Source organism: Rhodococcus sp. MH15, assembly GCF_019266045.1.
GTDB classification, from domain to species: Bacteria; Actinomycetota; Actinomycetes; order Mycobacteriales; family Mycobacteriaceae; genus Rhodococcus_F; species Rhodococcus_F qingshengii.
This window is the reverse complement of the sequence record NZ_LPNP01000071.1, coordinates 351,272-371,672: the sequence shown is the minus strand read 5'-3', so window position 1 is coordinate 371,672 and position 20,401 is coordinate 351,272. Positions and strand designations below refer to the sequence as shown.

Here is a 20,401-nt window from a genome sequence, read left to right as displayed (position 1 = left end):
AGCGAAGATTCAGACGGACCAGGGAACAACGAACAGCAGCCAGGCGAGAATCGGCGTCACCACCATGATGGTCATGCCCCACCGCATCGTCAGCCCGAACACCACGTCGCGTTCTTCCGGAGCGGCGTTCGCGACCACCAGCGCGCCGTTGGTCGAGAACGGACTGCAATCGACCAGAGACGAGGAGATTGCCAGCGCGATGACCAGACCGGTTGCATTGACCTGACCGGTCATGAGGAATGGAATTGCCAAAGGGATGAGTGCGCCGAGGATTCCCGTGGTGGATGCAAACGCCGACACGATCGCGCCGATCAGACAGATCAAGAACGCCGCGAGAAGTGGAATCCCCACGTGTGCAACAGAATCCCCGAGCCACTGGACGGTGTTCTGGTTCTGCAGAAGAGCGACGTACGTGACGATTCCGCCGATGAGGAGCACGGTGCCCCAGCTGATCTTGTCGACGGCGCCGCGGGCGGAGGCCGGGAAGATCAGGGTGAGAAGTACCGCGACGGTCAGTGCGGTGAATCCGACGTCGAGGTCGAACACCAAGGCGCCGAGTGCAAGCGACGCCAGTCCGAGCAGGGTGAGTCGCCGCTCGAGATTGAGCGCTACCTCGTGCGGAGCGGCCCCACCCGAGGACTTGCCGCCACCCTTCGAGCTGTCGCCGGAACCCCAACCGGTGATGGTGTCGCCACCGCCAGACGCATTGCCGGCTGCGTTGACGAGCACGCGTTCGGAGGCGCCGCGCGCAATCAACGCGCGTCCGCCGAACGAGACGTACGCGATGGCAGCAACAACGGCCGCGGCCGCGAAGGTCGAGACGAACAGCAAGGCCGGGCTCGACGGGAGGCCGTTCTGACGCATGACGTCGTTGGTGATCACACCGAAGATTCCGATAGGGGAGAAGCTGCCCGCCGTTGCGCCCTGGACGACCATGAAGCCCATCAGCATGGGGTGGATCCGGTAGCGGGTGGCGAAGCCCATTGCCACGGGCGCGATGATGGCGACGGCAGCGGGACTGACCGCGCCCATGGCGGTCACGGCTGCGCACACCGCGAACATCGCCCACGGCACGAGGGCCACTCGTCCTCTGACCGCGCGGACTGCCGCGTGAATGATCCAGTCGACCGTGCCGTTGTTTCTGGCCAGCGCGAACAGGTAGGTGACGCCGACCAGGATGACGAAGAGGCTGGCCGGGAAGCCGTCGAGGATCTCGCTGGTATCGACGGTGAAGACCAGTGTTCCGACGACGAAGGCAGCCACCAGGGCGAGCGCACCCATGTTCACCGACCTCACGGTGGATATGACGAACACCAGGACAAGTACTGACAGGGCTATGACATTTGCCATCGAACTCTCAATCCGTTCGCGACCAGCTTGTGGTCTGCATCACTTGGAATTGGCCTAGCCTCTCTGCCACTGCTCCATTTGTCAAGTACACTCCGAGGCATGAATTCGACGTCATCGCCCGGCTCGCGCTCGGGCCTGCCCGGACGATTGAAGCGTCCGCGTCTGTATGAGCAGTTGGCCGAGCACATTTCGAATTTCATCGAGGCTCAAGGCCTTTCGCCCGGCGATCGGCTCCCTCCCGAACGCAGCCTGGCTGCCGAACTCGGCGTCAGTCGAGCGTCGCTGGCTCAAGCGCTCGTGGCCCTCGAGATTCGAGGCAGAGTGGAAATTCAGCACGGTAACGGAGCGGTGATTCGCGAAGCTCCCACGCCCGACGCGGGTAGGTCTGCGGATTCGGGAGTGCGGTTGCAAGACCGAACTGTCGACGAACTGACTGCTGCCAGGGAAGCGATCATGGCCGGCCTGGCTCGGGCGGCGGCGTCGAATCCCAACGCTGCGCTTCGGGTCGCGATGTTGACCGACGACGGGACCGCGAGAAACTTCGCCGAGACATGGCGCTGCGTCAGGCACCTGGCCGGCGGCGGCTTATTGGCTGATCTCGACGACACCATCGCCAAGCAGGCGGACGTGCCCGAGTCCTCGGCGCGACTGTCTGCGCGACTAGATCAGCTCGCGCACCGGATCATCGACGGTGACCAATCGGGCGCCGCTGACGCTGTTGCGGGAATCCTCTCCGAAACGGCCTGACGAATAACGACGGACGAGCGTCGGAAAAGCGCACGATAACCACTATGAGCATGTTCGCTCACAGGAAACTGTGCTGCGACGTAGCCCGGGAACCTGATCGGTAATGCGCACGTTGAACACAGTGACGACCGTTCCAACCAAGCGGCACGGCCGCTGGCGGGCATCGATGGGGCCGATCGCGGTAACCTGCAGGTGTCCGGTTGGCAGCCGGAAGGCGACCTGGCAGACCCGCACTCTCGAAAGGACCGGCCACATCGGCCGACCTGTATGAACCGTAAGACTGTGTTCCGTAACGTGCTACTCGTAGCCGTCGTGCTGTTGGTGATCTATGCCTTCAGCTACTTCAGCAACGACACCCGCGACTTCAAGACCGTCGACACCTCGGTCGCGATCTCCCAACTCGACGCCAAGAACGTTGAGTCGGCGCAGATCGACGACCGTGAGCAGCAGGTGCGTCTGTGGCTCAAGAACGGCAACGACGCCACCGACGGTAAGACGCAGATCCTGGCGAAGTACCCCGCGAGTGCGTCGGAGCAGATCTTCGACAAGGTCGAAGGCGCCGGTGCGGACAAGTTCAACACGACGGTCACTCAGGAGAGCTGGCTGACGTCGATCCTTCTGTTCGTGCTGCCGATGATCATTCTGTTCGGCATCTTCTTCTTCGTCATGAACCGGATGCAGGGCGGCGGTGGTCGCGGCGGAGTCATGGGATTCGGTAAGTCGAAGGCCAAGCAGCTCACCAAGGACATGCCGAAAACCACGTTCGCCGACGTCGCCGGTGCGGACGAGGCTGTCGAAGAGCTGTACGAGATCAAGGACTTCCTGCAGAACCCGGCCCGCTACCAGGCGCTCGGCGCCAAGATTCCGCGCGGTGTCCTGCTGTACGGCCCTCCCGGAACCGGTAAGACGCTGCTCGCACGCGCTGTCGCAGGCGAAGCCGGCGTCCCGTTCTTCACCATCTCCGGTTCTGACTTCGTCGAGATGTTCGTCGGTGTCGGTGCTTCGCGTGTTCGCGACATGTTCGAGCAGGCCAAGCAGAACAGCCCCTGCATCATCTTCGTCGACGAGATCGACGCCGTCGGTCGTCAGCGCGGCGCAGGCCTGGGCGGCGGACACGACGAGCGCGAGCAGACACTCAACCAGTTGCTCGTCGAGATGGACGGCTTCGGTGATCGCACCGGCATCATCTTGATCGCCGCAACCAACCGCCCCGACATCCTCGACCCCGCACTGCTGCGTCCGGGACGCTTCGATCGCCAGATTCCGGTCGGCGCCCCCGACCTCGCCGGTCGCCGCGCGATCCTGCGCGTGCACTCGCAGGGCAAGCCGATCGATCCCAACGCCGACCTCGAAGGTCTCGCCAAGCGGACCGTCGGAATGTCGGGTGCTGATCTCGCCAACGTCATCAACGAGGCTGCGCTGCTCACCGCACGCGAAAACGGAACCGTCATCACCGAAGCCTCGCTCGAGGAATCGGTGGATCGTGTTGTCGGTGGACCGCGGCGTAAGAGTCGCATCATCAGCGAGCACGAGAAGAAGATCACGGCGTACCACGAGGGCGGTCACACGCTGGCTGCTTGGGCAATGCCTGACATCGAGCCGGTCTACAAGGTCACGATCCTCGCTCGCGGTCGCACGGGTGGCCACGCGATGACCGTGCCAGAGGACGACAAGGGTTTGATGACGCGTTCGGAGATGATCGCTCGTCTCGTCATGGCAATGGGTGGACGCGCCGCCGAGGAGTTGGTGTTCCACGAGCCCACCACCGGAGCGTCGTCCGATATCGACATGGCGACCAAGATCGCCCGCGCGATGGTCACCGAATACGGCATGAGTGCCAAGCTCGGCGCGGTTCGCTACGGACAGGAGGGCGGGGATCCGTTCCTCGGCCGTTCGATGGGCGTTCAGTCCGACTACTCACACGAGATCGCCCGTGAAATCGACGAAGAGGTGCGCAACCTCATCGAGGCAGCGCACACCGAAGCGTGGGCAATCCTCAACGAGTACCGCGATGCGCTCGACCTCATCGCTACCGAACTGCTCGAGCGTGAGACGTTGACTCGCAAGGACCTCGAGAAGATCCTTGCCGGCGTCGAAAAGCGTCCGCGCATCACGGCTTTCAACGATTTCGGTGGGCGCACGCCTTCGGATCGTCCGCCGGTGAAGACTCCTCGCGAACTCGCGATCGAGCGCGGCGAAACCTGGCCGGAGCCCGCTGCCGCACCTGTTCTCGTCAAGGCAGGTGCACCCAACAGCGGTGCCCCCAACGGTGGTGTCCCCAACAACGGTGGTCTCCCCAACAACGGCAACCAGGGACCCTCGAACGGCTACGCACAGCCTTCGTACCCGCAGCCGAGTGCTCCGCAGCAGACTCCGCAACCGGGAACACCCGACTACGGAGCGCCCGCCGGATGGTCGGCACCGGGTTGGCCTCCGCGTGAGAACCCGTCGCCGACGTACCCCGGACAGCAGTCGGGTGGGTACACCGGTGGACAGAATCCGACCCCGCCGAACCAGTCGCCTGGCCAGTACGGTCAGCCCCAACACGGTCAGCCCCAGCCCGATCAGGGGCAGTACGGCCAGCCGCACCCGGGGCAGCAGGCGTACCCGGAGCAGCCGCATCCCGGCCGCCGTTACCCCGCGCAGCCCGATTACCCGGTGCAGTACCCGGACAGTGGACCCTTCGCCGATCCGAACCGGGGAAACCCGTCGGGTGAAAACCAGTGGCAGAGCCCCGCACCGGAACAGCCGCAAACTCCTCCGCCGCATCATTCGGCTGAGGACGAGGGACCGAGCACCGTTCGCTGGGACGGACCGGACGGATCTCGCTGACCTTGCGCCACTAGGCTCTGCGGCGGGGGACCTGTGAACAATTCTCGAGGAGAGTTCGGTTGTCGGTGAATGATGTGGCCAGTGAACTGGTGTCGCTCGGAACGGGCCGCCCGTTCGATCAGGCGCGGGCAGAGGCTGCCGTACGGGAATTGTTGATCGCGGTCGGTGAAGATCCGGAGCGCCCAGGACTGCTCGATACGCCGGCCCGGGTTGCGCGCTCGTACAAGGAGATCTTCGCGGGTCTGTACTCCGAACCTGACGACGCGTTGAACACAACTTTCGACGAGGGTCACCAGGAGTTGGTGCTCGTGCGAGACATTCCGATGTTCTCGACGTGCGAGCACCACCTGGTGTCCTTCCACGGTGTTGCTCACGTTGGCTACATCCCGGGAAAGTCGGGCAAGGTCACCGGTTTGTCGAAGCTCGCGCGCGTCGTCGACCTGTACGCCAAGCGTCCGCAGGTTCAAGAACGCCTGACCAGTCAGATCGCGGACGCATTGATGCGCAAGCTCGACCCGCGTGGAGCCATCGTCGTCATCGAAGCCGAGCATCTGTGCATGGCGATGCGCGGTATCCGCAAGCCAGGAGCCAGCACGACCACGTCTGCGGTTCGTGGGCTCCTGCAATCCAGCGCGGCCTCACGGTCCGAAGCGCTGGACCTCATCCTGCGTAAGTGAGCAAGATGTCCGCGGCTCCCGTTGCAGGCAGCGATCCGGCCCGGATGGTCGTGATGGGGATTCTGAACGTCACCGCCGATTCGTTTTCCGACGGTGGTCAATTTCTCGATCGTGACGCGGCGATCGCTCGCGGACTCGAACTGCAACGCATCGGCGTCGACATCGTCGACGTCGGCGGCGAGTCGACGCGTCCCGGAGCCACCCGTGTCGATCCGAAACTCGAGGCGGACCGAATTGTCCCGGTGATCGAAGAACTGGTGGCAGCCGGAATTCGCGTCAGCGTCGACACGATGCGTGCTTCCGTCGCCGCCGCCGCGATCGAAGCGGGCGCAGGCATCGTCAACGACGTATCGGGCGGTCGCGCAGACCCCGACATGGCGTCCGTTGTGGCCGACGCCGGAGTGCCCTGGATCCTCATGCATTGGCGCTCGGCCGGCGACTACGTCCATCGTGGCAGCGCCGATCACTACGACGACGTGGTCCGCGACGTCCGTGACGAACTGCTGTCGCAGGTCGATCTGGCGTTGAAGGCAGGGGTCGATTCGTCGTCGATCATCCTCGACCCCGGCCTCGGGTTCGCTAAGAACGCCGACCACAACTGGGCACTGTTGCGCGCACTACCCGAGTTCAACGCGACCGGATTCCCGGTACTGGTCGGCGCTTCCCGAAAGCGGTTCCTCGGGTCTCTGCTCAGCGATCCCGACGGCAATCCGCGTCCACCTGGTGGCCGCGAGACTGCGACGGCCGTGGTCTCCGCCCTTGCAGCGCGCGAGGGCGCCTGGGGAGTTCGGGTGCACGACGCACAAGCTTCGCTCGACGCCATTGCCGTGGTCGACGCCTGGAACCGTGGACGAGAAAGGGCCTGACATGGGGGACCGAATCGAATTGCGCGGACTGAAGGTTCGCGGCAATCACGGAGTGTTCGACCACGAGAAGCGTGACGGTCAGGACTTCTTCATCGACATCACCGTATGGATGGACTTGGCTCCCGCCGCGGCGTCGGACGACCTGACGCAGACCCTGCACTACGGCGAGTTGGCGGAAGCCGCCGCAGCGATAGTCGCCGGCCCGTCGCGCGATCTCATCGAGACCGTCGCCGCGGAGATCGCCGACGACGTCATGAAAGATTCGCGAGTCGAGAGCGTCGAGGTTGTTGTCCACAAACCGTCGGCACCGATTCCGCTGGTTTTTGCGGACGTTGCCGTCGTCGCGCATCGGACCCGATCGGCATGACGCGCGCTGTTCTGTCGATCGGTTCCAACATCGGCGACAGCGTGGCTCACCTGCAGTCCGTTGTCGACGGGTTGGGCAGCGCCCTCGTTGCTGTTTCACCGGTCTACTCGACCGCGCCGTGGGGTGGCGTCGAGCAGCAGGATTTCTACAACGCGGTGGTGGTGGTCGACGATCCCGAAGCCGATGCCGCTGAATGGCTTCGCCGCTCGCAAGCTCTCGAGGAAGCCGCAGACCGGGTGCGCGAACAGCGGTGGGGGCCACGGAGCCTGGACGTGGACGTAGTCGACTGCGAAGGCGTCGTCAGTTCCGATCCCGTGCTCACACTTCCGCATCCGCGCGCGCATCTTCGGGCATTCGTTCTCGTTCCCTGGCTGGACGTCGAGCCTGACGCGACGCTGATCGTCGACGGCCAGAAGTTGCCGGTGGCACAAATTCTCGACGGCCTCGATCGCACTGAGCGCGAAGGTGTCCGCACTACCGATGTGGTGCTTGCGCGGTGACCGAAAAAGACAAGGGTTTGAAGCCGACCCGGATCAGTGAACTCGCGGTACTCGCCGCAGTGGCGGCCGTGGCCACCTGGATTCTGATTCGCGTGTTCTACGGTTCGATGCCGCCCATCCCCGTTTATGCGGGAGCGTCGCTCTACTTCGTCGCCGTTGCCGAGGCCGTCTTCGCTTTTGTCATTCGTTCACGCGTCAAGAACCGGCAGGTCGGCGACGGGCTCAGACAGCTTCATCCGATCACCGCCGCCCGAGCGCTGGCATTGGCCAAAGCATCCGCTTTGGTCGGTTCAGCTACCGTCGGTGTCTGGGTCGGAGTGCTGGTGTATCTCATCCCACAGCGCTCGGTTCTGCAGGCTGCAGCCTCCGACACGCCGGGCGCGTGGGTGGGGTTGGGCGCCGCAATTGCGCTGGTAGCGGCAGCTCTGTGGCTCGAACATTGTTGCAAGACGCCGGAAGATACACCTGACGAGCCTGCGCACTGACAGCCTGGTCGGCAAATCACCCACCGAGGTACGTGGCGACCCCGGTCTCGGCAAGTACCCTGGCAACCATGACAAATTCTGGTCGATCGAAGTCTGCGCGCCGAAGCAAGCGCAGCGCGAGCCAGATGATCATTGCTGCTCTTCTGGCACTTGCTGTCATTGCTTCGCTGTTTCTGATTTTCAGCAACAGCGTTCAGCTTCTTCGGGTGGGTCTGGTCGTCGCTCTGTGGGCAGCCACCCTCGGCGCTATCGCCATGACCAAGTATCGGCGTGAGTCGGCACTGGACAAAGCCAAGGTTGCCGATCTGCAGACCGTGTACGAACTGCAGCTCGAACGTGAAATTTCTGCTCGACGCGAGTACGAACTGAGCGTCGAAGGTCGCGTGCGACGTGAGGTGACCGCGGACGCGGAGGAGCTGGCCGGGTTGCGCGCCGAATTGGTGGCGCTGCGCCGAAACCTCGAAGCACTGTTCGAAGGTGGGCTGCTGCCCGAACAGACCGCGCTCAAGACCGATTCGACGCGAGTGCCGGAACTTGGCGGTAGTTCGTACGGCGCGTACCAGCCGGCACCGTCGGGGTTGTACGTTCCCGGCGCCGGCCAGAGCGGGCCCAGCCAACCGGCACCGAACGTCGGCGGCTTGGCTTCGCCCAACGACGATCCGGTGACTGCAGAGACAACCGTCGTGTTCGCGGAGACGTCGTGGCGTGACAGCAGCTTCGTGGCGCCGCGCGTCATCCCGACCCAGAAGTCTCGAGAGACGCAGAAGTCACAAGAGACGCAGAAGCCCCAGAGCGGGAACCAAGCACCGAGTTCTCCGGTGAGTTCCTCGCCGACACGAACGGTGAAAGACGTTTCGGTGAAGAAGGATTCGGAGCCGGTCGCGCCGGTCGAGCCTGAAGTCAAGGCTCCCGCCCAGGCCCCGAACATCGAAGATGCCGTCATCGAAGACGCTGTCGTCGAAGAGGTGCCCGAGGTTGTTCGCGCGGTTGTTCCCGAAGCTGTCGCGGAAGCTGAACCCGAATCCGCTGCGGAGCCTGACGCGGAGCCGCGACGTCGTCGCCGTGCTGCTCCGGAAGATGCCGCCAGTGGTGCTCATTCCAACGGATTGACCGTCGCCGAAATCATGGCGAATCTGAGTTCGAACAACCCGTCCGAAGGCTCCGGTCGACGCCGTCGCCGAGAGGACTGAGTCGCAGATCACTCGCCCGGCCATGGCATGACGGTTCGGGCGAAGGATATCCTCGGACGCAGAACGTCTGGTACCCGCCGAGCGGGACTGGAACGAACGAGAGGAATCCGGTGACTTCCTTCGGGATCACTAATGGACCTGCACCTGCGCGATTGACGGTAGGAATTGTCTCCGCAGGCCGGGTCGGAACAGCTGTCGGTGCCGCATTGGAGCGAGCCGGTCATGTTGTCAGCGCTTGCTCCGCCGTTTCCAGCGCCTCGGTTGCCCGCGCTGTGAAGCGGCTTCCCGATACCGAAATTCTTCCGGCTGCCGACGTCGCAGCTCGTTCCGAGTTGCTGATTCTCGCCGTTCCTGACGATCAACTTGCGGATCTTGTTCGAGGTCTGGCGGCCACCCATGCCGTCAAGCCCGGCACGCTCGTCGCCCATACGTCCGGTGCCAACGGGATCGCGATCCTGACTCCACTCACCGAACTGGGCGCACTGCCCCTGGCTATCCATCCGGCGATGACGTTCACCGGTCACGACGAGGACACCGCACGGCTGTCGTCGGCCTGCTTCGGAATCACGGCTGCCGACGACATCGGTTACGCGATCGCGCAGTCACTGGTCCTCGAGATCGGCGGCGAGCCCGTCCGAGTGCGCGAGGAGAACCGCGCGCTCTACCACGCCGCACTGGCTCACGGCAGTAATCACCTGGTCACGCTCGTGGTCGACGCCGTCGAGGCACTGCGAGCGTCGTTGCAAGGTGACGAGCTGCTCGGTCAGCAGTTGGTCGACGGCGATCCGGGTGGAGTGGCCGAGCGAGTCCTGCAGCCGCTGCTGTCGGCGGCCTTGGACAACGCGCTACGACGCGGTCCCTCGGCGTTGACCGGCCCGGTGGCACGCGGCGACGCTGCTGCCGTCGACACACATTTGCGCATACTGACAGACCTGGATCCGGAGCTCGCTGCCGGCTATCGGGCGATGTCCTTGCGATCGGCCCAGCGGGTGGGCGCCCCCACCGAATTGTTCGACATCTTGACTGAAACGGGAGGTGACCGTCGTGAGTGATCTGCAGGGCGGATACAAGCGCGGCGAACTGACGGTGCACCACGATCCGGACAAGCTTCGGCGCGTCTCGCGGGCACTGCGAGGTGTCGGGCGTCAGGTGGCGCTCGTTCCGACGATGGGTGCGCTGCATGCCGGCCACATCGAACTGGTTCGTCAGGCCAAGGTCACCGGCGCCGTCGTGATCGTTTCCATCTTCGTGAACCCGCTCCAGTTCGGTGCCGGTGAAGACCTGGACGCGTACCCGCGCACTCTCGATGCGGATCTCGACCTGTTGCGCGCCGAGGGCGTCGAATTGGTGTTCGCGCCGAGCGCCAAGACGATGTACCCGCGTGGTCAGCGCACCACCATCGTGCCGGGCCCGTTGGGTAGCGAACTCGAAGGCGGAGCGCGCCCCACTCACTTCGCGGGAATGCTGACGGTAGTGGCGAAGCTGCTGCAGATCGCGGCACCCAATCACGCGTACTTCGGTGAGAAGGACTACCAGCAGCTGACGCTCATCCGTCAGATGGTGTGGGATCTCAACTTCGATGTACAGATCATCGGAGTTCCGACGGTTCGCGAGTTCGACGGTCTCGCGTTGTCCTCTCGCAATCGCTACCTCGACGAGAACCAGCGCGCGGCAGCGGTCGCGCTGTCCGCCGCTCTGATCGCCGGTGCACACGCGGCGGCTGGGGGAGCGGAAGCAATCCTGGAAACCGCACGCGCTGTTCTGGCAGCTGTTCCGGAAATCGAGGTCGACTACCTCGAGGTTCGGGGCGTCGATCTGGGCCCCGCGCCCGAGCGAGGTGACGGCCGACTGTTGGTGGCCGCCAAGCTCGGAACCACCCGTTTGATCGACAACGTCGGTGTCGCGGTGGGAACCGGCTTCCTCGAGCGTGACACCGACCCATCCGCCGACGCCATCGACGACCTGCTGTCTCACTGAGCACTTTTCACGAGTAAGGACCTGGATATGTTTCGCACGATGATGAAGTCGAAGATCCACCGCGCCACCGTGACTCACGCCGACCTGCATTACGTCGGCTCCGTCACCGTCGACCAGGATCTGATGGACGCCGCAGACCTCCTCGAAGGCGAACAGGTGTGCATCGTCGACATCGACAACGGTGCGCGTCTCGAGACGTACGTCATTGCCGGCGAGCGCGGAACTGGTGTCATCGGAATCAACGGTGCGGCAGCGCATCTGGTCAAGCCAGGCGACCTGGTCATCCTCATCGCCTACGGCGTGATGAACGAGCAGGAAGTCAAGGAGTACTCCCCGCGCGTAGTCTTCGTCGATGCCGACAACAAGCAGATCGAACTCGGTTCCGACCCGGCTCACGCGCCGGAGGGTTCGGGTCTGATCACCCCACGCATGCTGTCGACGCTCGAGGCCTCGCGCGAATCCAGCCTGGTGTAATCCATGCTGCTCACGGTCGACGTCCGGAACACCAACATCGTTCTCGGTCTGTTCTCCGGGACTGGTGAGTATTCGAAGCTGTTGCAGGACTGGCGAATGCGAACCGATCCTCGGATGACTGCCGACGAGTTGGCGTTGACCTTCCGTGGGCTGTTGGGTTCTCATGTCGATCAGATCACCGGCGTTGCGGCGCTGTCGACAGTGCCGTCCGTCTTGCGTGAAATCCGTGTGATGCTCGAGCGGTACTGGGGTCACGTTCCCCATGTGGTGGTCGAACCGGGTATTCGCACCGGTGTGCCACTGCTGGTGGACAACCCCAAAGAGGTGGGAGCCGACCGGATCGTCAACAGCCTTGCCGCTCACCATCTTTACGAGGGGCCGTGCATTGTCGTGGACTTCGGTACGTCGACCTGTGTCGACGTCGTTTCCGCCAAGGGTGAGTTTCTGGGCGGCTGCATCGCGCCCGGACTCGAGATCTCGACCGATGCCTTGGCGTCGCAGTCCGCTGCGCTGCGCAAGGTCGAATTGGTGCGCCCGCGTTCGGTGGTCGGCAAGAATACCGTCGAATGCATGCAGTCCGGTGCGGTATTCGGCTTTGCAGGCCTCGTCGACGGATTGGTCAACCGCGTCCGCGACGAACTATCGGAGTTCGGTGGTGACGACGTCTCCGTGATCGCGACCGGGGACAGCGCACCGCTGATCATTCCCGAATCCGACACCATCGATCACCTCGAACGGGACCTCACCCTCGAGGGGCTGAGGTTGGTCTTCGAGCGCAATCAGGCGCGTCGTGGATCCGGTCGACGACCCGTCGCCTGATCGATGGTTTCGTTCCAGCGGTTTCGCGATTGCAAAAGTTATGCCACAATGGTGCTCGTGAATCGCTGCATGGGTGCTCAGGAGTGTTGTCGAGGCTGACCGCTGCCTTGACCAATTCACATTCCTTGGAGCTAGCTCGTGCTATCCACATATTCTGCAGATCTCTCTGTTTTGGCCCCGACTCTTACTGCTGACCGTGCTGTTTCCGCAGGTCGTAGCGCTAACCGTGGGGCGTCCGGACGTCGCCCGAGTGGTGCGTCGTTGCCTACCCGCCTTCGCCCGGCCGATCTGCTGCGTCTGACCGACGAGGGAGCAAACGGCGTGCTCGACGGCCGTTTCGATCACCTCATCCCCGACACCTTCCCGACGCTCGACCGCTGGTCCACCCGCTTGCACGCGGACGACGACGTCGATGTGTGGCTCATCAGTTGGGTGCCCGAACGCAACACCGAATTGCACGACCACGCAGGCTCGTTCGGTGCCTTGACCGTCCTCAGTGGTTCGCTCACCGAATTCCGTTGGGCCGGTGACGCCCTGGTGGAACGCCAGCTCGACGCCGGCGATCAGGCTTCGTTCCCGCTCGGATGGGTTCACGATGTCGTGCGTTCGACGGATGCTCCCGGTGCTCCGATCGAAATCAGCTCTGATGCACCGACTCTGAGCGTTCACGCCTACTCGCCGCCGCTGACGGCAATGTCCTTCTACGAAGTGACGGATCACCGGACACTTCGCCGCACCCGTACCGAGCTGACCGACCTGCCCGAGGGGGGCACCAAATGACCATCGACCAAATGCTCGACGACGCTCGCGCACAGATCGATCGTATGTACGTCTTCCAGCTCACCGAAGCCTTCCACCGCGGCGCGATCTTCGTCGACATTCGCCCGCAGGCGCAGCGCGCCATCGAGGGAACTCTTCCCGGTGCACTCGCGATCGAGCGGAACGTGCTCGAATGGCGCCTCGACCCCACCAGCAGCGCACACCTCGCGTTGGCCACCGACCACGACGTCGAGTGGGTGATCGTCTGCTCCGAGGGCTACACCTCGAGCCTGGCCGCAGCGTCGTTGCAACAGTTGGGTCTGCACAAGGCCACCGATCTCGTGGGCGGGTACCAGGCGATCAAGGCCGCCGGCCTGCTCGGTGCGCTGAGCGGAGTTCGTCATTGCTCCCGCGAGTTGGCGGCGGTTTCGGCTCATTGAGGTATTTGCTGTGCGCCTTTATTAACCGCGGGCGGTTAATAAAGGCGCACAGCGGGTCTGGCGGTACATCTTCGGGCTCATTCCGTGATGACGGGTGAACGCGGTTGTGAGGGCAAAGGGGCTCGAGTAACCCACTTCTCGCGCGATCGACGACACCGTTCGTGCCGGGTCTGCGAGCAGATCCGCCGCCACCGACAAGCGCCACTCGGTCAGATAGCCAACCGGTCCGATCCCCATGAGGCTGGTGAACCTGCGCGCGAAGGCCGCTCGCGAACAGCCGGACTCCTGGGCCAAAGCCGCGACCGTCCAGGGGTGCTCCGGCCGATTGTGTATGAGCCGCAAGGCATGCCCGATGACGGGATCCTCGTAGGCCTTGATCCAACGCGGCGATCGATCCGGGTTCGCCGCGAACCACGTACGGACCGCCGAGATCAGAACCAGGTCGAGGAGCCTGTCCAACAACACTTCCTGCCCTGGCCCGTCCGCGGCGATTTGTTGTTCCAGAAGCGTCGTCATCGGCGTGGTTTCCATGCTGCGACGGACTACCGCGACGGGTATCAGGCTGTCGAGGATCTGACGGCTGACATAGGAGTCCAAACGGTATGTGCCCGTGAGCATGACGGTCTGACCACTGGTCGAGTTGCCCCAGGTGCGAACGCCGAGAACCGACATGTCCTCGAGTGCTGTGCCGTCGACCGCAGCGCAATTCTGTGCTTCGTCGATCAGTACGTGGACTGGTGTGTCCGGGTGATCGGCGACCGTATACGGATCGGGGCCGCGCAACAGTGCAACGTCGCCGGCCTCGAGATCTTCTGTCTGTCCGGTGTCGGAGACGACGACCGCGCTGCCTCGAACCAGAACCAGCACGGTGATCGGTGCGTGGTCCTCGATACGTAATGACCACGGTGGATCGAGCAGCGAGCGCAGTAGAAAAGCGCCCTCCGCCCGCGATCCCGCCAGCATCATCGACAATGCATCCATGCTTCGACGGTAGACGCTGGCGTATGTTTTTGCGACCTTCGGCCATGGATCGTATTGACGCTCCGCGGTCGAATGAGTGCATGACGACAACAAGCGACATTCAATCGGCAGTAGTGATCGGTGGTACCGGCAAGACCGGTGCGCGCGTTGCGCAGAGGCTGACGGCGGTGGGAATCCGTACCCGAATCGCATCGAGAACATCCGGGGCGCGTTTCGACTGGAACGATCAGACGACGTGGCAGCCAGCAGTGTCCGGCGTCGACGTGGCATATGTGACGTATGCGCCAGATCTGGCTGTTCCGGAATCGAGCGCCCACATCGAGGAGTTCGCGGAGCTTGCGTACCGCGAAGGGGTTCGTCGCATGGTGCTCCTGTCCGGGCGCGGTGAACCGGCGGCGCAGAAAGCCGAGCAGGTTCTCGCCGACAGCGGTCTGGAATGGGCTGTGGTGCGGGCCAGTTGGTTTGCCCAGAACTTCAGTGAGGGGTACCTACTCGATCCGATTCGGGAAGGCCACCTGGCACTTCCGGTCGGTGAGGTGGGGGAGCCGTTCATCGACGTCGACGATCTCGCCGACGTGGCGGTGGCCGCATTGACTCGAACCGACCTCCTTGGCCGAGTTCTCGAGGTGACAGGTCCGGAGTTGCTCACTTTCGCGGCGGCGGTGGATGCGATTTCGACGGCGTCGGGTCGTCTCGTGACATTCGAAAGAATTGGACTCAAACAGTTTTCCGACGGCATGGCGGAGGTCGGCGTCCCGAGTGACGTCGTGGAGTTACTCAGGTACCTGTTTGCCGAGGTTCTCGACGGACGAAATCAAAGTGTGACCGGCGTCGTCGAAGAGGTCCTGGAACGACCCGCGCGAGATTTCACCACTTTTGCCGCCGAGGCTGCCCGAACGGGGGTCTGGTCGTGAAGAAATCCGAGATTTTCTTGGAGCTGCTGCTCGGGGTGACTGCGCTCGGCGCGCTCGTCGCCGGTGGTGCGTTGTTTGCCTTCTCGTCCTTCGTGATGCCCGCTCTGCGGTCGGTCGATGCACATACCGCGATCACGTCGATGCAGGCGATCAACGTCGAAGCGCCGCGTAGTGCGTTGATGCTGCCGCTGGTCGGATCGGCGCTCACCGCGATCGCCGCTGGAATCTGGGCAGCGATCTCCAGACCGGACGGCTGGGTCCTTGCTGTCGTCGGTTGCGTCGGTGTGCTCGCGTCCTTCGCGGTGACCGCGATCTACCACGTCCCTCGCAACGACGCGTTTGCCTCGGTCAGCACTACCGACGCGGCCGCATGGGCGTCGTACGAGGCGGGTTGGACTATGTGGAATCACGTTCGGGTCGGGCTGTACCTGCTGTCGGGAATCGTGCTCGCGGTGGCCGCGGTGCTACCAGCAACAAACGCGGTGGACACGGCCCAGTAGTCTTGTACCCCGTGAGTGATGTAGAAGCCCAGCCAGTCGACGACACCCCCGAGCAGCTCCGTATCCGGCGCGAGAAGCGTGAACGGATCCTGGCGCAGGGGCAGGAGGCGTACCCGGTTTCGGTCGATCGCACCCACACGCTCGCGCAGATCCGCGCGGAGTACCCGGAACTCGAGCCGGACACGGCGACTGGTGTGCTGGTCGGCGTCGTCGGCCGCGTCATCTTCATGCGCAACACCGGCAAGTTGTGCTTCGCGACTCTGCAGGAAGGCGACGGTACCCAGCTGCAGGCCATGATCAGCCTCGCCGGCGTCGGCGAAGAGGCACTGGCTGCCTGGAAGTCCGACGTCGACCTCGGCGACTTCGTCTTCATCCACGGTGAGGTCATCAGCTCCCGTCGCGGCGAGCTCAGCGTGATGGCTGACGCGTGGCAGATCGCGTCCAAGTCGCTGCGCCCCCTGCCGGTTGCTCACAAGGAAATGAGCGAAGAGTCCCGGGTGCGTCAGCGCTACGCGGATCTGATCGTTCGCCCCGAGGCTCGGGACAACGCCCGCAAGCGCGTCGCTGTTGTCCGTGCGCTGCGCAATGCACTCGAGAGCCGCGGCTTCCTCGAGGTCGAGACGCCGATGCTGCAGACGCTGCACGGCGGCGCGGCAGCTCGCCCGTTCGTCACGCATTCGAACGCCCTCGACATCGACCTGTACCTGCGTATCGCGCCGGAACTGTTCCTCAAGCGTTGCGTCGTCGGCGGTATCGAGAAGGTCTTCGAGATCAACCGCAACTTCCGCAACGAGGGCGTCGACTCCACTCACTCGCCCGAGTTCGCGATGCTCGAGACGTACGAGGCCTACGGCACGTACGACGATTCCGCGAAGATGATTCGTGAACTCGTCCAGGAAGTTGCGCAGGAAGCATTCGGCACGCAGGTCCTCACCCTCGCCGACGGTTCCGAGTACGACGTCAGTGGCGAGTGGCAGGTTCTCGAGATGTACCCGTCGCTGTCGGCTGCCATCGGCACCGAGGTCACGCCGGATACGACGGTCGACGAGCTTCTCGCTCTGGCGGAGAAGGTCGGCCTCGAGGTTCCCAAGGACAAGGGTTACGGCCACGGCAAGCTCGTCGAGGAGCTGTGGGAGCACCAGTGCGGCGATCAGCTGTACGTGCCGACGTTCGTCCGTGACTTCCCGGTCGAGACATCGCCCCTGACCCGTGATCACCGCAGCAAGAAGGGTGTCACCGAGAAGTGGGACCTGTACATCCGCGGATTCGAGTTGGCGACCGGCTACTCCGAACTTGTCGACCCGGTCATCCAGCGTGAGCGCTTTGTCGACCAGGCGCGCCTCGCGTCGGCAGGCGACGACGAAGCGATGGTGCTGGACGAGGAGTTCCTCGCCGCGATGGAACAGGGCATGCCGCCGACCACCGGCACCGGCATGGGAATCGATCGACTGCTGATGGCTTTGACTGGTCTCGGTATTCGCGAGACGATCCTCTTCCCGATCGTTCGTCCGTCCGCTCGCTAGCTTTACTTCGATCAAGGTTCGGCCGCACATGTTGCGGCCGAACCTTTTTCAGTTGAGGCGCTCCCAAGGTATTCGATAGTTCCCAACGACATTCGCCTGCGGCAAAGGATTCATCCATGCGCGGTCGCCCGAGTTTCGGACTCTCGAATTGTTGCGATGATTTGGTCGATCGTGCCCTGGTTGAGTGCGTCAGGTAGTCCCCGATCCGACTGGACAAGGAAGACCATGACCTCGGCTGTGGAGTATCCGGGTGTGGTGACGACATCGAATTGTGCTGAGGGCGGATCGCATTCGTTGTCCGCCGGGATATTTGTGACGGTTGGGGTGTACCGGATCGCAGGGCGTCCGGAGATGGTGAAATTCGTGGGTCCGCCGTAAGCGATACTGGCGAGAGTGCCGTTCTTGGAGGCGAAGATTGCGCTCGGTAGAGGTCTTTTCTCGAGCCGTCGTCTGTCATGATTCCCCCGTCTGGATGCATCCCCCGATGCGCCGCAAAGAACGTATCGGCACTGTCTTTGTCGCAAGACAAGTCGACTGGCATACCCGGCGGAGATCAGTCCCAATCATCCTGACGAGCCGAGACAGGACGTTTGTCCAGGTGCTATTGTCGCTGCTTATCGAAGGATCTGGGGAGGAATGGTCGTGGTGAAAAAGGTTGTTGTCACGATGGTTGACGATCTGGACAAAAAATCGCCCGCCGACGAAACTGTGGAGTTTTCCGTCGACGGAGTTGCTTACGAAATCGATCTCACCGCCGCCCACGCCGCGGAACTGCGCGATGCACTGAAAAAGTGGATTCCTCATGCGAGAAAGTCGAATTCCGCCAAATCAGTCAACGGAGCGGTGACCAAATCCCGTCCCGTTGCGGACCGCGATCAGAGTGCCGCCATCCGCGAATGGGCCAAGGGTGCAGGCTTCGAGATTTCGGCCCGCGGTCGTATTTCCACCGAGGTGCGCCGAGCCTACGAAAAGGCCGTCTGAAATGGATCGCGAATGGATTCGGGCGCATTTTGCCGAAACGGATTGATAACGCGTTCTAGTTTGTTAGCGTCTGCACGGTTCGCATCTCTCGTAGAGGAGTCGGTCGTGCACAGAAACAGGTTGTTCGGGGGCGTGGTTCTTGCCGCTCTGATGCTCGTCGGGTTCACCTCCGTGGCTTCGGCTCAGGCCCCGTTGCCCGTGCCCAATGCCTTCCTTGCCGGTGTTCCTCAGGAGTTGGGAAATCCTGGCGGTTCAGCTCCTGGATCCAATGACTTTTCGTGTAAACCGACTGCCGAACATCCCAATCCGGTTGTGCTCGTTCACGGAACGGGTGGAAACAGGCAGACCAACTGGGCCACCTATGCGCCGTTGCTCGCCAACGAGGGCTACTGCGTCTTCGCGCTGACATACGGCAACTTCCCCGAGCAGCCGTGGCCGTTGTCGGCCATCGGTGGAATGCAGGAAATTCCTTCCAGCGCAGCGCAATTGTCGAATTTTGTCGATCAAGTACTTGATGCCACGGGTGCTACATCGGTAGATCTGATCGGACATTCCCAGGGCACCATCATCAACGGGTACTACGCGAAGTTCCTCGGTGGTGCCGACAAAGTGGACAACATCGTCTCGGTGGCGTCGCTGTGGAAGGGAACGCTCGGAAACGAGCAGGCAAGTGTCGGCCGCAGCCTTCGCGAACTCGGGGTATCCGAGGCAGCGCAGGCCGGATTCCCGATCTGCAAGGCATGTCTGAACATGGGGGCAGGCTCGGAGTTCATCGAAAATCTCCGTGCGGGAGGCGTTTACGCGCCGGGCGTTCACTACACGAACATCACGACCCGCTACGACGAACTGGTGCTGCCGTATACAAATGGGCTGGAGCCTGGGCCGAACGCCACCAACATCGTCGTCCAGGACGGTTGTGAGCAAGACATCTCCGATCACCTCGCCATCGCGGCATCGCTGCGCGCCGCGACTTTTGCTCTCAATGCACTCGACCCCGCGCATCAGCGGCCGGTACCGTGCAACTCGGTATTGCCCGTCGTGGGTTGATCACTATGCGGAGGCCTTCGGTGGGGATTCGAACATGCGTGGGCGCTCTCGCTGTGGCGGGAGCCGTGGCCGTGTCCGCGCCGTCTCTTGCGTCGGCGAACGAACCTCTTCCCGTCCCGTCCGGTTTCCTCAGTGGAATCGCCCTCGAAGCGACCAACCCGGGCGGATCGGCCCCTGGCACCAACGACTTCTCGTGCACGCCTTCCGCTGCTCATCCTGATCCAGTCGTCCTGGTGCACGGGACGGCGGCCAACCGTCAGACCAATTGGGGCGTACTCGCACCCGTACTGGCCAACGAGGGATACTGCGTTTTTGCGCTCACCTTCGGGAATCGAACGGACCAGCCGTGGCCGATTTCCGCAGCCGGCGGTCTCGCACCACTCGGAGACAGCGCAGGGCAGCTGTCGGACTTCGTCGACGACGTTCTCTCTGCGACGGGTGCCTCGAAGGTCGACCTGATCGGGCACTCCCAGGGGACGACGGTCAGTGCCTACTACGCCAAGTTCCTCGGCGGTGACACGCACGTTTCCAAGATCGTCTCCATCGCTCCGTTGTGGGACGGCTCGGAGGTCGGCCCGCCGGAAGGCGTCGGGGGACCGGATTTCGACAACGCCAGCTTCGTCACCGAACTGCGCGACGCGGGCGTCTACTCCGATGACGTCGAGTACACCAACATCGTGACTCGGTTCGATCAAGTGGTCGTTCCGTACAGCAGCGGAATACTGGCCGCGTCGAACGCGTCGAACATAGTTGTTCAGGACGGTTGCGAGCAGGACCTGTCGGATCACATCGCGCTGGTGGCGTCGCAGCGAACGGCGGCTCTGACGCTCAACGCGCTGGATCCGTCGAATCCGCGTGAGGTGCCGTGCGCTCGGGTACTCCCGATATTCGGCTGATCAGGCGTCGAAAATCGCTGTTCGCTTCAGGCGTACAGGAACCGGGAAACGATTCCCTCAGCTGCGACGTTGTGAA

General features: G+C 63.1%; 22 protein-coding genes. 20 read left to right on the top strand and 2 right to left on the bottom strand.

Features of this window, described 5'->3' with window-relative positions; genetic code table 11:
• Positions 1-9 precede the first annotated feature (9 nt).
• Positions 10-1,350 (bottom strand): SLC13 family permease, encoded by a 1,341-nt coding sequence (locus ATN37_RS20790; RefSeq protein ID WP_218695568.1) that lies wholly within the window; start codon positions 1,348-1,350, stop codon positions 10-12.
• Positions 1,351-1,449: 99 nt separating this feature from the next.
• Here ATN37_RS20790 and ATN37_RS20785 point away from each other — a divergent pair, with 99 nt between their 5' ends.
• From ATN37_RS20785 to ATN37_RS20720, 14 genes are all read left to right on the top strand, one after another.
• Positions 1,450-2,097 (top strand): FadR/GntR family transcriptional regulator, encoded by a 648-nt coding sequence (locus ATN37_RS20785; RefSeq protein WP_007727006.1) that lies wholly within the window; start codon positions 1,450-1,452, stop codon positions 2,095-2,097.
• A 267-nt stretch (positions 2,098-2,364) separates the two neighbouring features.
• Positions 2,365-4,929: an ATP-dependent zinc metalloprotease FtsH gene (gene ftsH / locus ATN37_RS20780; protein WP_218695567.1), complete on the top strand. Its 2,565-nt coding sequence runs from the start codon at positions 2,365-2,367 to the stop codon at positions 4,927-4,929.
• A gap of 59 nt (positions 4,930-4,988) precedes the next feature.
• Positions 4,989-5,606 carry a GTP cyclohydrolase I FolE gene (gene folE, locus ATN37_RS20775; protein WP_019746783.1) on the top strand — a complete coding sequence of 206 codons (618 nt, stop codon included), beginning with the start codon at positions 4,989-4,991 and terminating at the stop codon, positions 5,604-5,606.
• 5 nt (positions 5,607-5,611) lie between these two features.
• On the top strand, positions 5,612-6,472 hold the full coding sequence (gene folP / locus ATN37_RS20770) for a dihydropteroate synthase (RefSeq protein WP_218695589.1): 861 nt from the start codon (positions 5,612-5,614) through the stop codon (positions 6,470-6,472).
• Between the two features lies 1 nt (position 6,473).
• Positions 6,474-6,839 carry a dihydroneopterin aldolase gene (gene folB / locus ATN37_RS20765; protein ID WP_003945780.1) on the top strand — a complete coding sequence of 122 codons (366 nt, stop codon included), beginning with the start codon at positions 6,474-6,476 and terminating at the stop codon, positions 6,837-6,839.
• Positions 6,836-7,339: a 2-amino-4-hydroxy-6-hydroxymethyldihydropteridine diphosphokinase gene (gene folK / locus ATN37_RS20760; protein WP_218695566.1), complete on the top strand. Its 504-nt coding sequence runs from the start codon at positions 6,836-6,838 to the stop codon at positions 7,337-7,339. Before folB ends, folK begins: the two co-directional genes overlap by 4 nt.
• 17 nt (positions 7,340-7,356) lie before the next feature.
• Positions 7,357-7,824 (top strand): DUF3180 domain-containing protein, encoded by a 468-nt coding sequence (locus ATN37_RS20755; protein WP_153213529.1) that lies wholly within the window; start codon positions 7,357-7,359, stop codon positions 7,822-7,824.
• Between the two features lie 68 nt (positions 7,825-7,892).
• A complete protein-coding gene (locus tag ATN37_RS20750; protein WP_218695565.1) occupies positions 7,893-9,014 on the top strand; it encodes a DUF6779 domain-containing protein in 1,122 nt (373 codons plus the stop codon).
• Positions 9,015-9,124: 110 nt separating this feature from the next.
• Complete coding sequence (locus ATN37_RS20745) at positions 9,125-10,066, top strand: Rossmann-like and DUF2520 domain-containing protein (protein ID WP_218695564.1); 942 nt, start codon at positions 9,125-9,127, stop codon at positions 10,064-10,066.
• A complete protein-coding gene (gene panC / locus ATN37_RS20740; protein WP_003945953.1) occupies positions 10,059-10,991 on the top strand; it encodes a pantoate--beta-alanine ligase in 933 nt (310 codons plus the stop codon). Before ATN37_RS20745 ends, panC begins: the two co-directional genes overlap by 8 nt.
• 27 nt (positions 10,992-11,018) lie before the next feature.
• Positions 11,019-11,465: an aspartate 1-decarboxylase gene (gene panD / locus ATN37_RS20735; RefSeq protein WP_003945761.1), complete on the top strand. Its 447-nt coding sequence runs from the start codon at positions 11,019-11,021 to the stop codon at positions 11,463-11,465.
• A 3-nt stretch (positions 11,466-11,468) separates the two neighbouring features.
• Entirely contained in the window at positions 11,469-12,284 is an 816-nt protein-coding gene (locus tag ATN37_RS20730; protein ID WP_054187902.1) for a type III pantothenate kinase, read from the top strand.
• A gap of 261 nt (positions 12,285-12,545) precedes the next feature.
• On the top strand, positions 12,546-13,064 hold the full coding sequence (locus ATN37_RS20725) for a cysteine dioxygenase family protein (RefSeq protein ID WP_007726989.1): 519 nt from the start codon (positions 12,546-12,548) through the stop codon (positions 13,062-13,064).
• Positions 13,061-13,483 (top strand): rhodanese-like domain-containing protein, encoded by a 423-nt coding sequence (locus ATN37_RS20720; RefSeq protein WP_003945445.1) that lies wholly within the window; start codon positions 13,061-13,063, stop codon positions 13,481-13,483. Before ATN37_RS20725 ends, ATN37_RS20720 begins: the two co-directional genes overlap by 4 nt.
• A gap of 21 nt (positions 13,484-13,504) precedes the next feature.
• Here the strand turns inward: ATN37_RS20720 and ATN37_RS20715 are convergent, their stop codons facing one another.
• Positions 13,505-14,464 (bottom strand): AraC family transcriptional regulator, encoded by a 960-nt coding sequence (locus tag ATN37_RS20715; protein WP_070161946.1) that lies wholly within the window; start codon positions 14,462-14,464, stop codon positions 13,505-13,507.
• Positions 14,465-14,544: 80 nt separating this feature from the next.
• On the opposite strand from ATN37_RS20715, the gene ATN37_RS20710 reads away from it, so the two are divergent.
• From ATN37_RS20710 to ATN37_RS20685, 6 genes are all read left to right on the top strand, one after another.
• Entirely contained in the window at positions 14,545-15,378 is an 834-nt protein-coding gene (locus ATN37_RS20710) for an NAD(P)H-binding protein (RefSeq protein WP_073512057.1), read from the top strand.
• Positions 15,375-15,878: a DUF1772 domain-containing protein gene (locus ATN37_RS20705; protein WP_054826783.1), complete on the top strand. Its 504-nt coding sequence runs from the start codon at positions 15,375-15,377 to the stop codon at positions 15,876-15,878. Before ATN37_RS20710 ends, ATN37_RS20705 begins: the two co-directional genes overlap by 4 nt.
• Positions 15,879-15,889: 11 nt before the next feature.
• A complete protein-coding gene (gene lysS / locus ATN37_RS20700; protein WP_003945834.1) occupies positions 15,890-17,401 on the top strand; it encodes a lysine--tRNA ligase in 1,512 nt (503 codons plus the stop codon).
• Between the two features lie 642 nt (positions 17,402-18,043).
• The gene (locus ATN37_RS20695; protein ID WP_003945673.1) at positions 18,044-18,382 is read left to right on the top strand and encodes an Lsr2 family protein; all 339 of its coding nucleotides are present in this window, start codon (positions 18,044-18,046) and stop codon (positions 18,380-18,382) included.
• A 150-nt stretch (positions 18,383-18,532) separates the two neighbouring features.
• Positions 18,533-19,429, top strand: a complete 897-nt coding sequence (locus tag ATN37_RS20690) for a triacylglycerol lipase (protein WP_047269726.1) — start codon at positions 18,533-18,535, stop codon at positions 19,427-19,429.
• A 38-nt stretch (positions 19,430-19,467) separates the two neighbouring features.
• Positions 19,468-20,325, top strand: a complete 858-nt coding sequence (locus ATN37_RS20685; protein WP_218695563.1) for a triacylglycerol lipase — start codon at positions 19,468-19,470, stop codon at positions 20,323-20,325.
• The last annotated feature ends 76 nt before the right edge of the window (positions 20,326-20,401 follow it).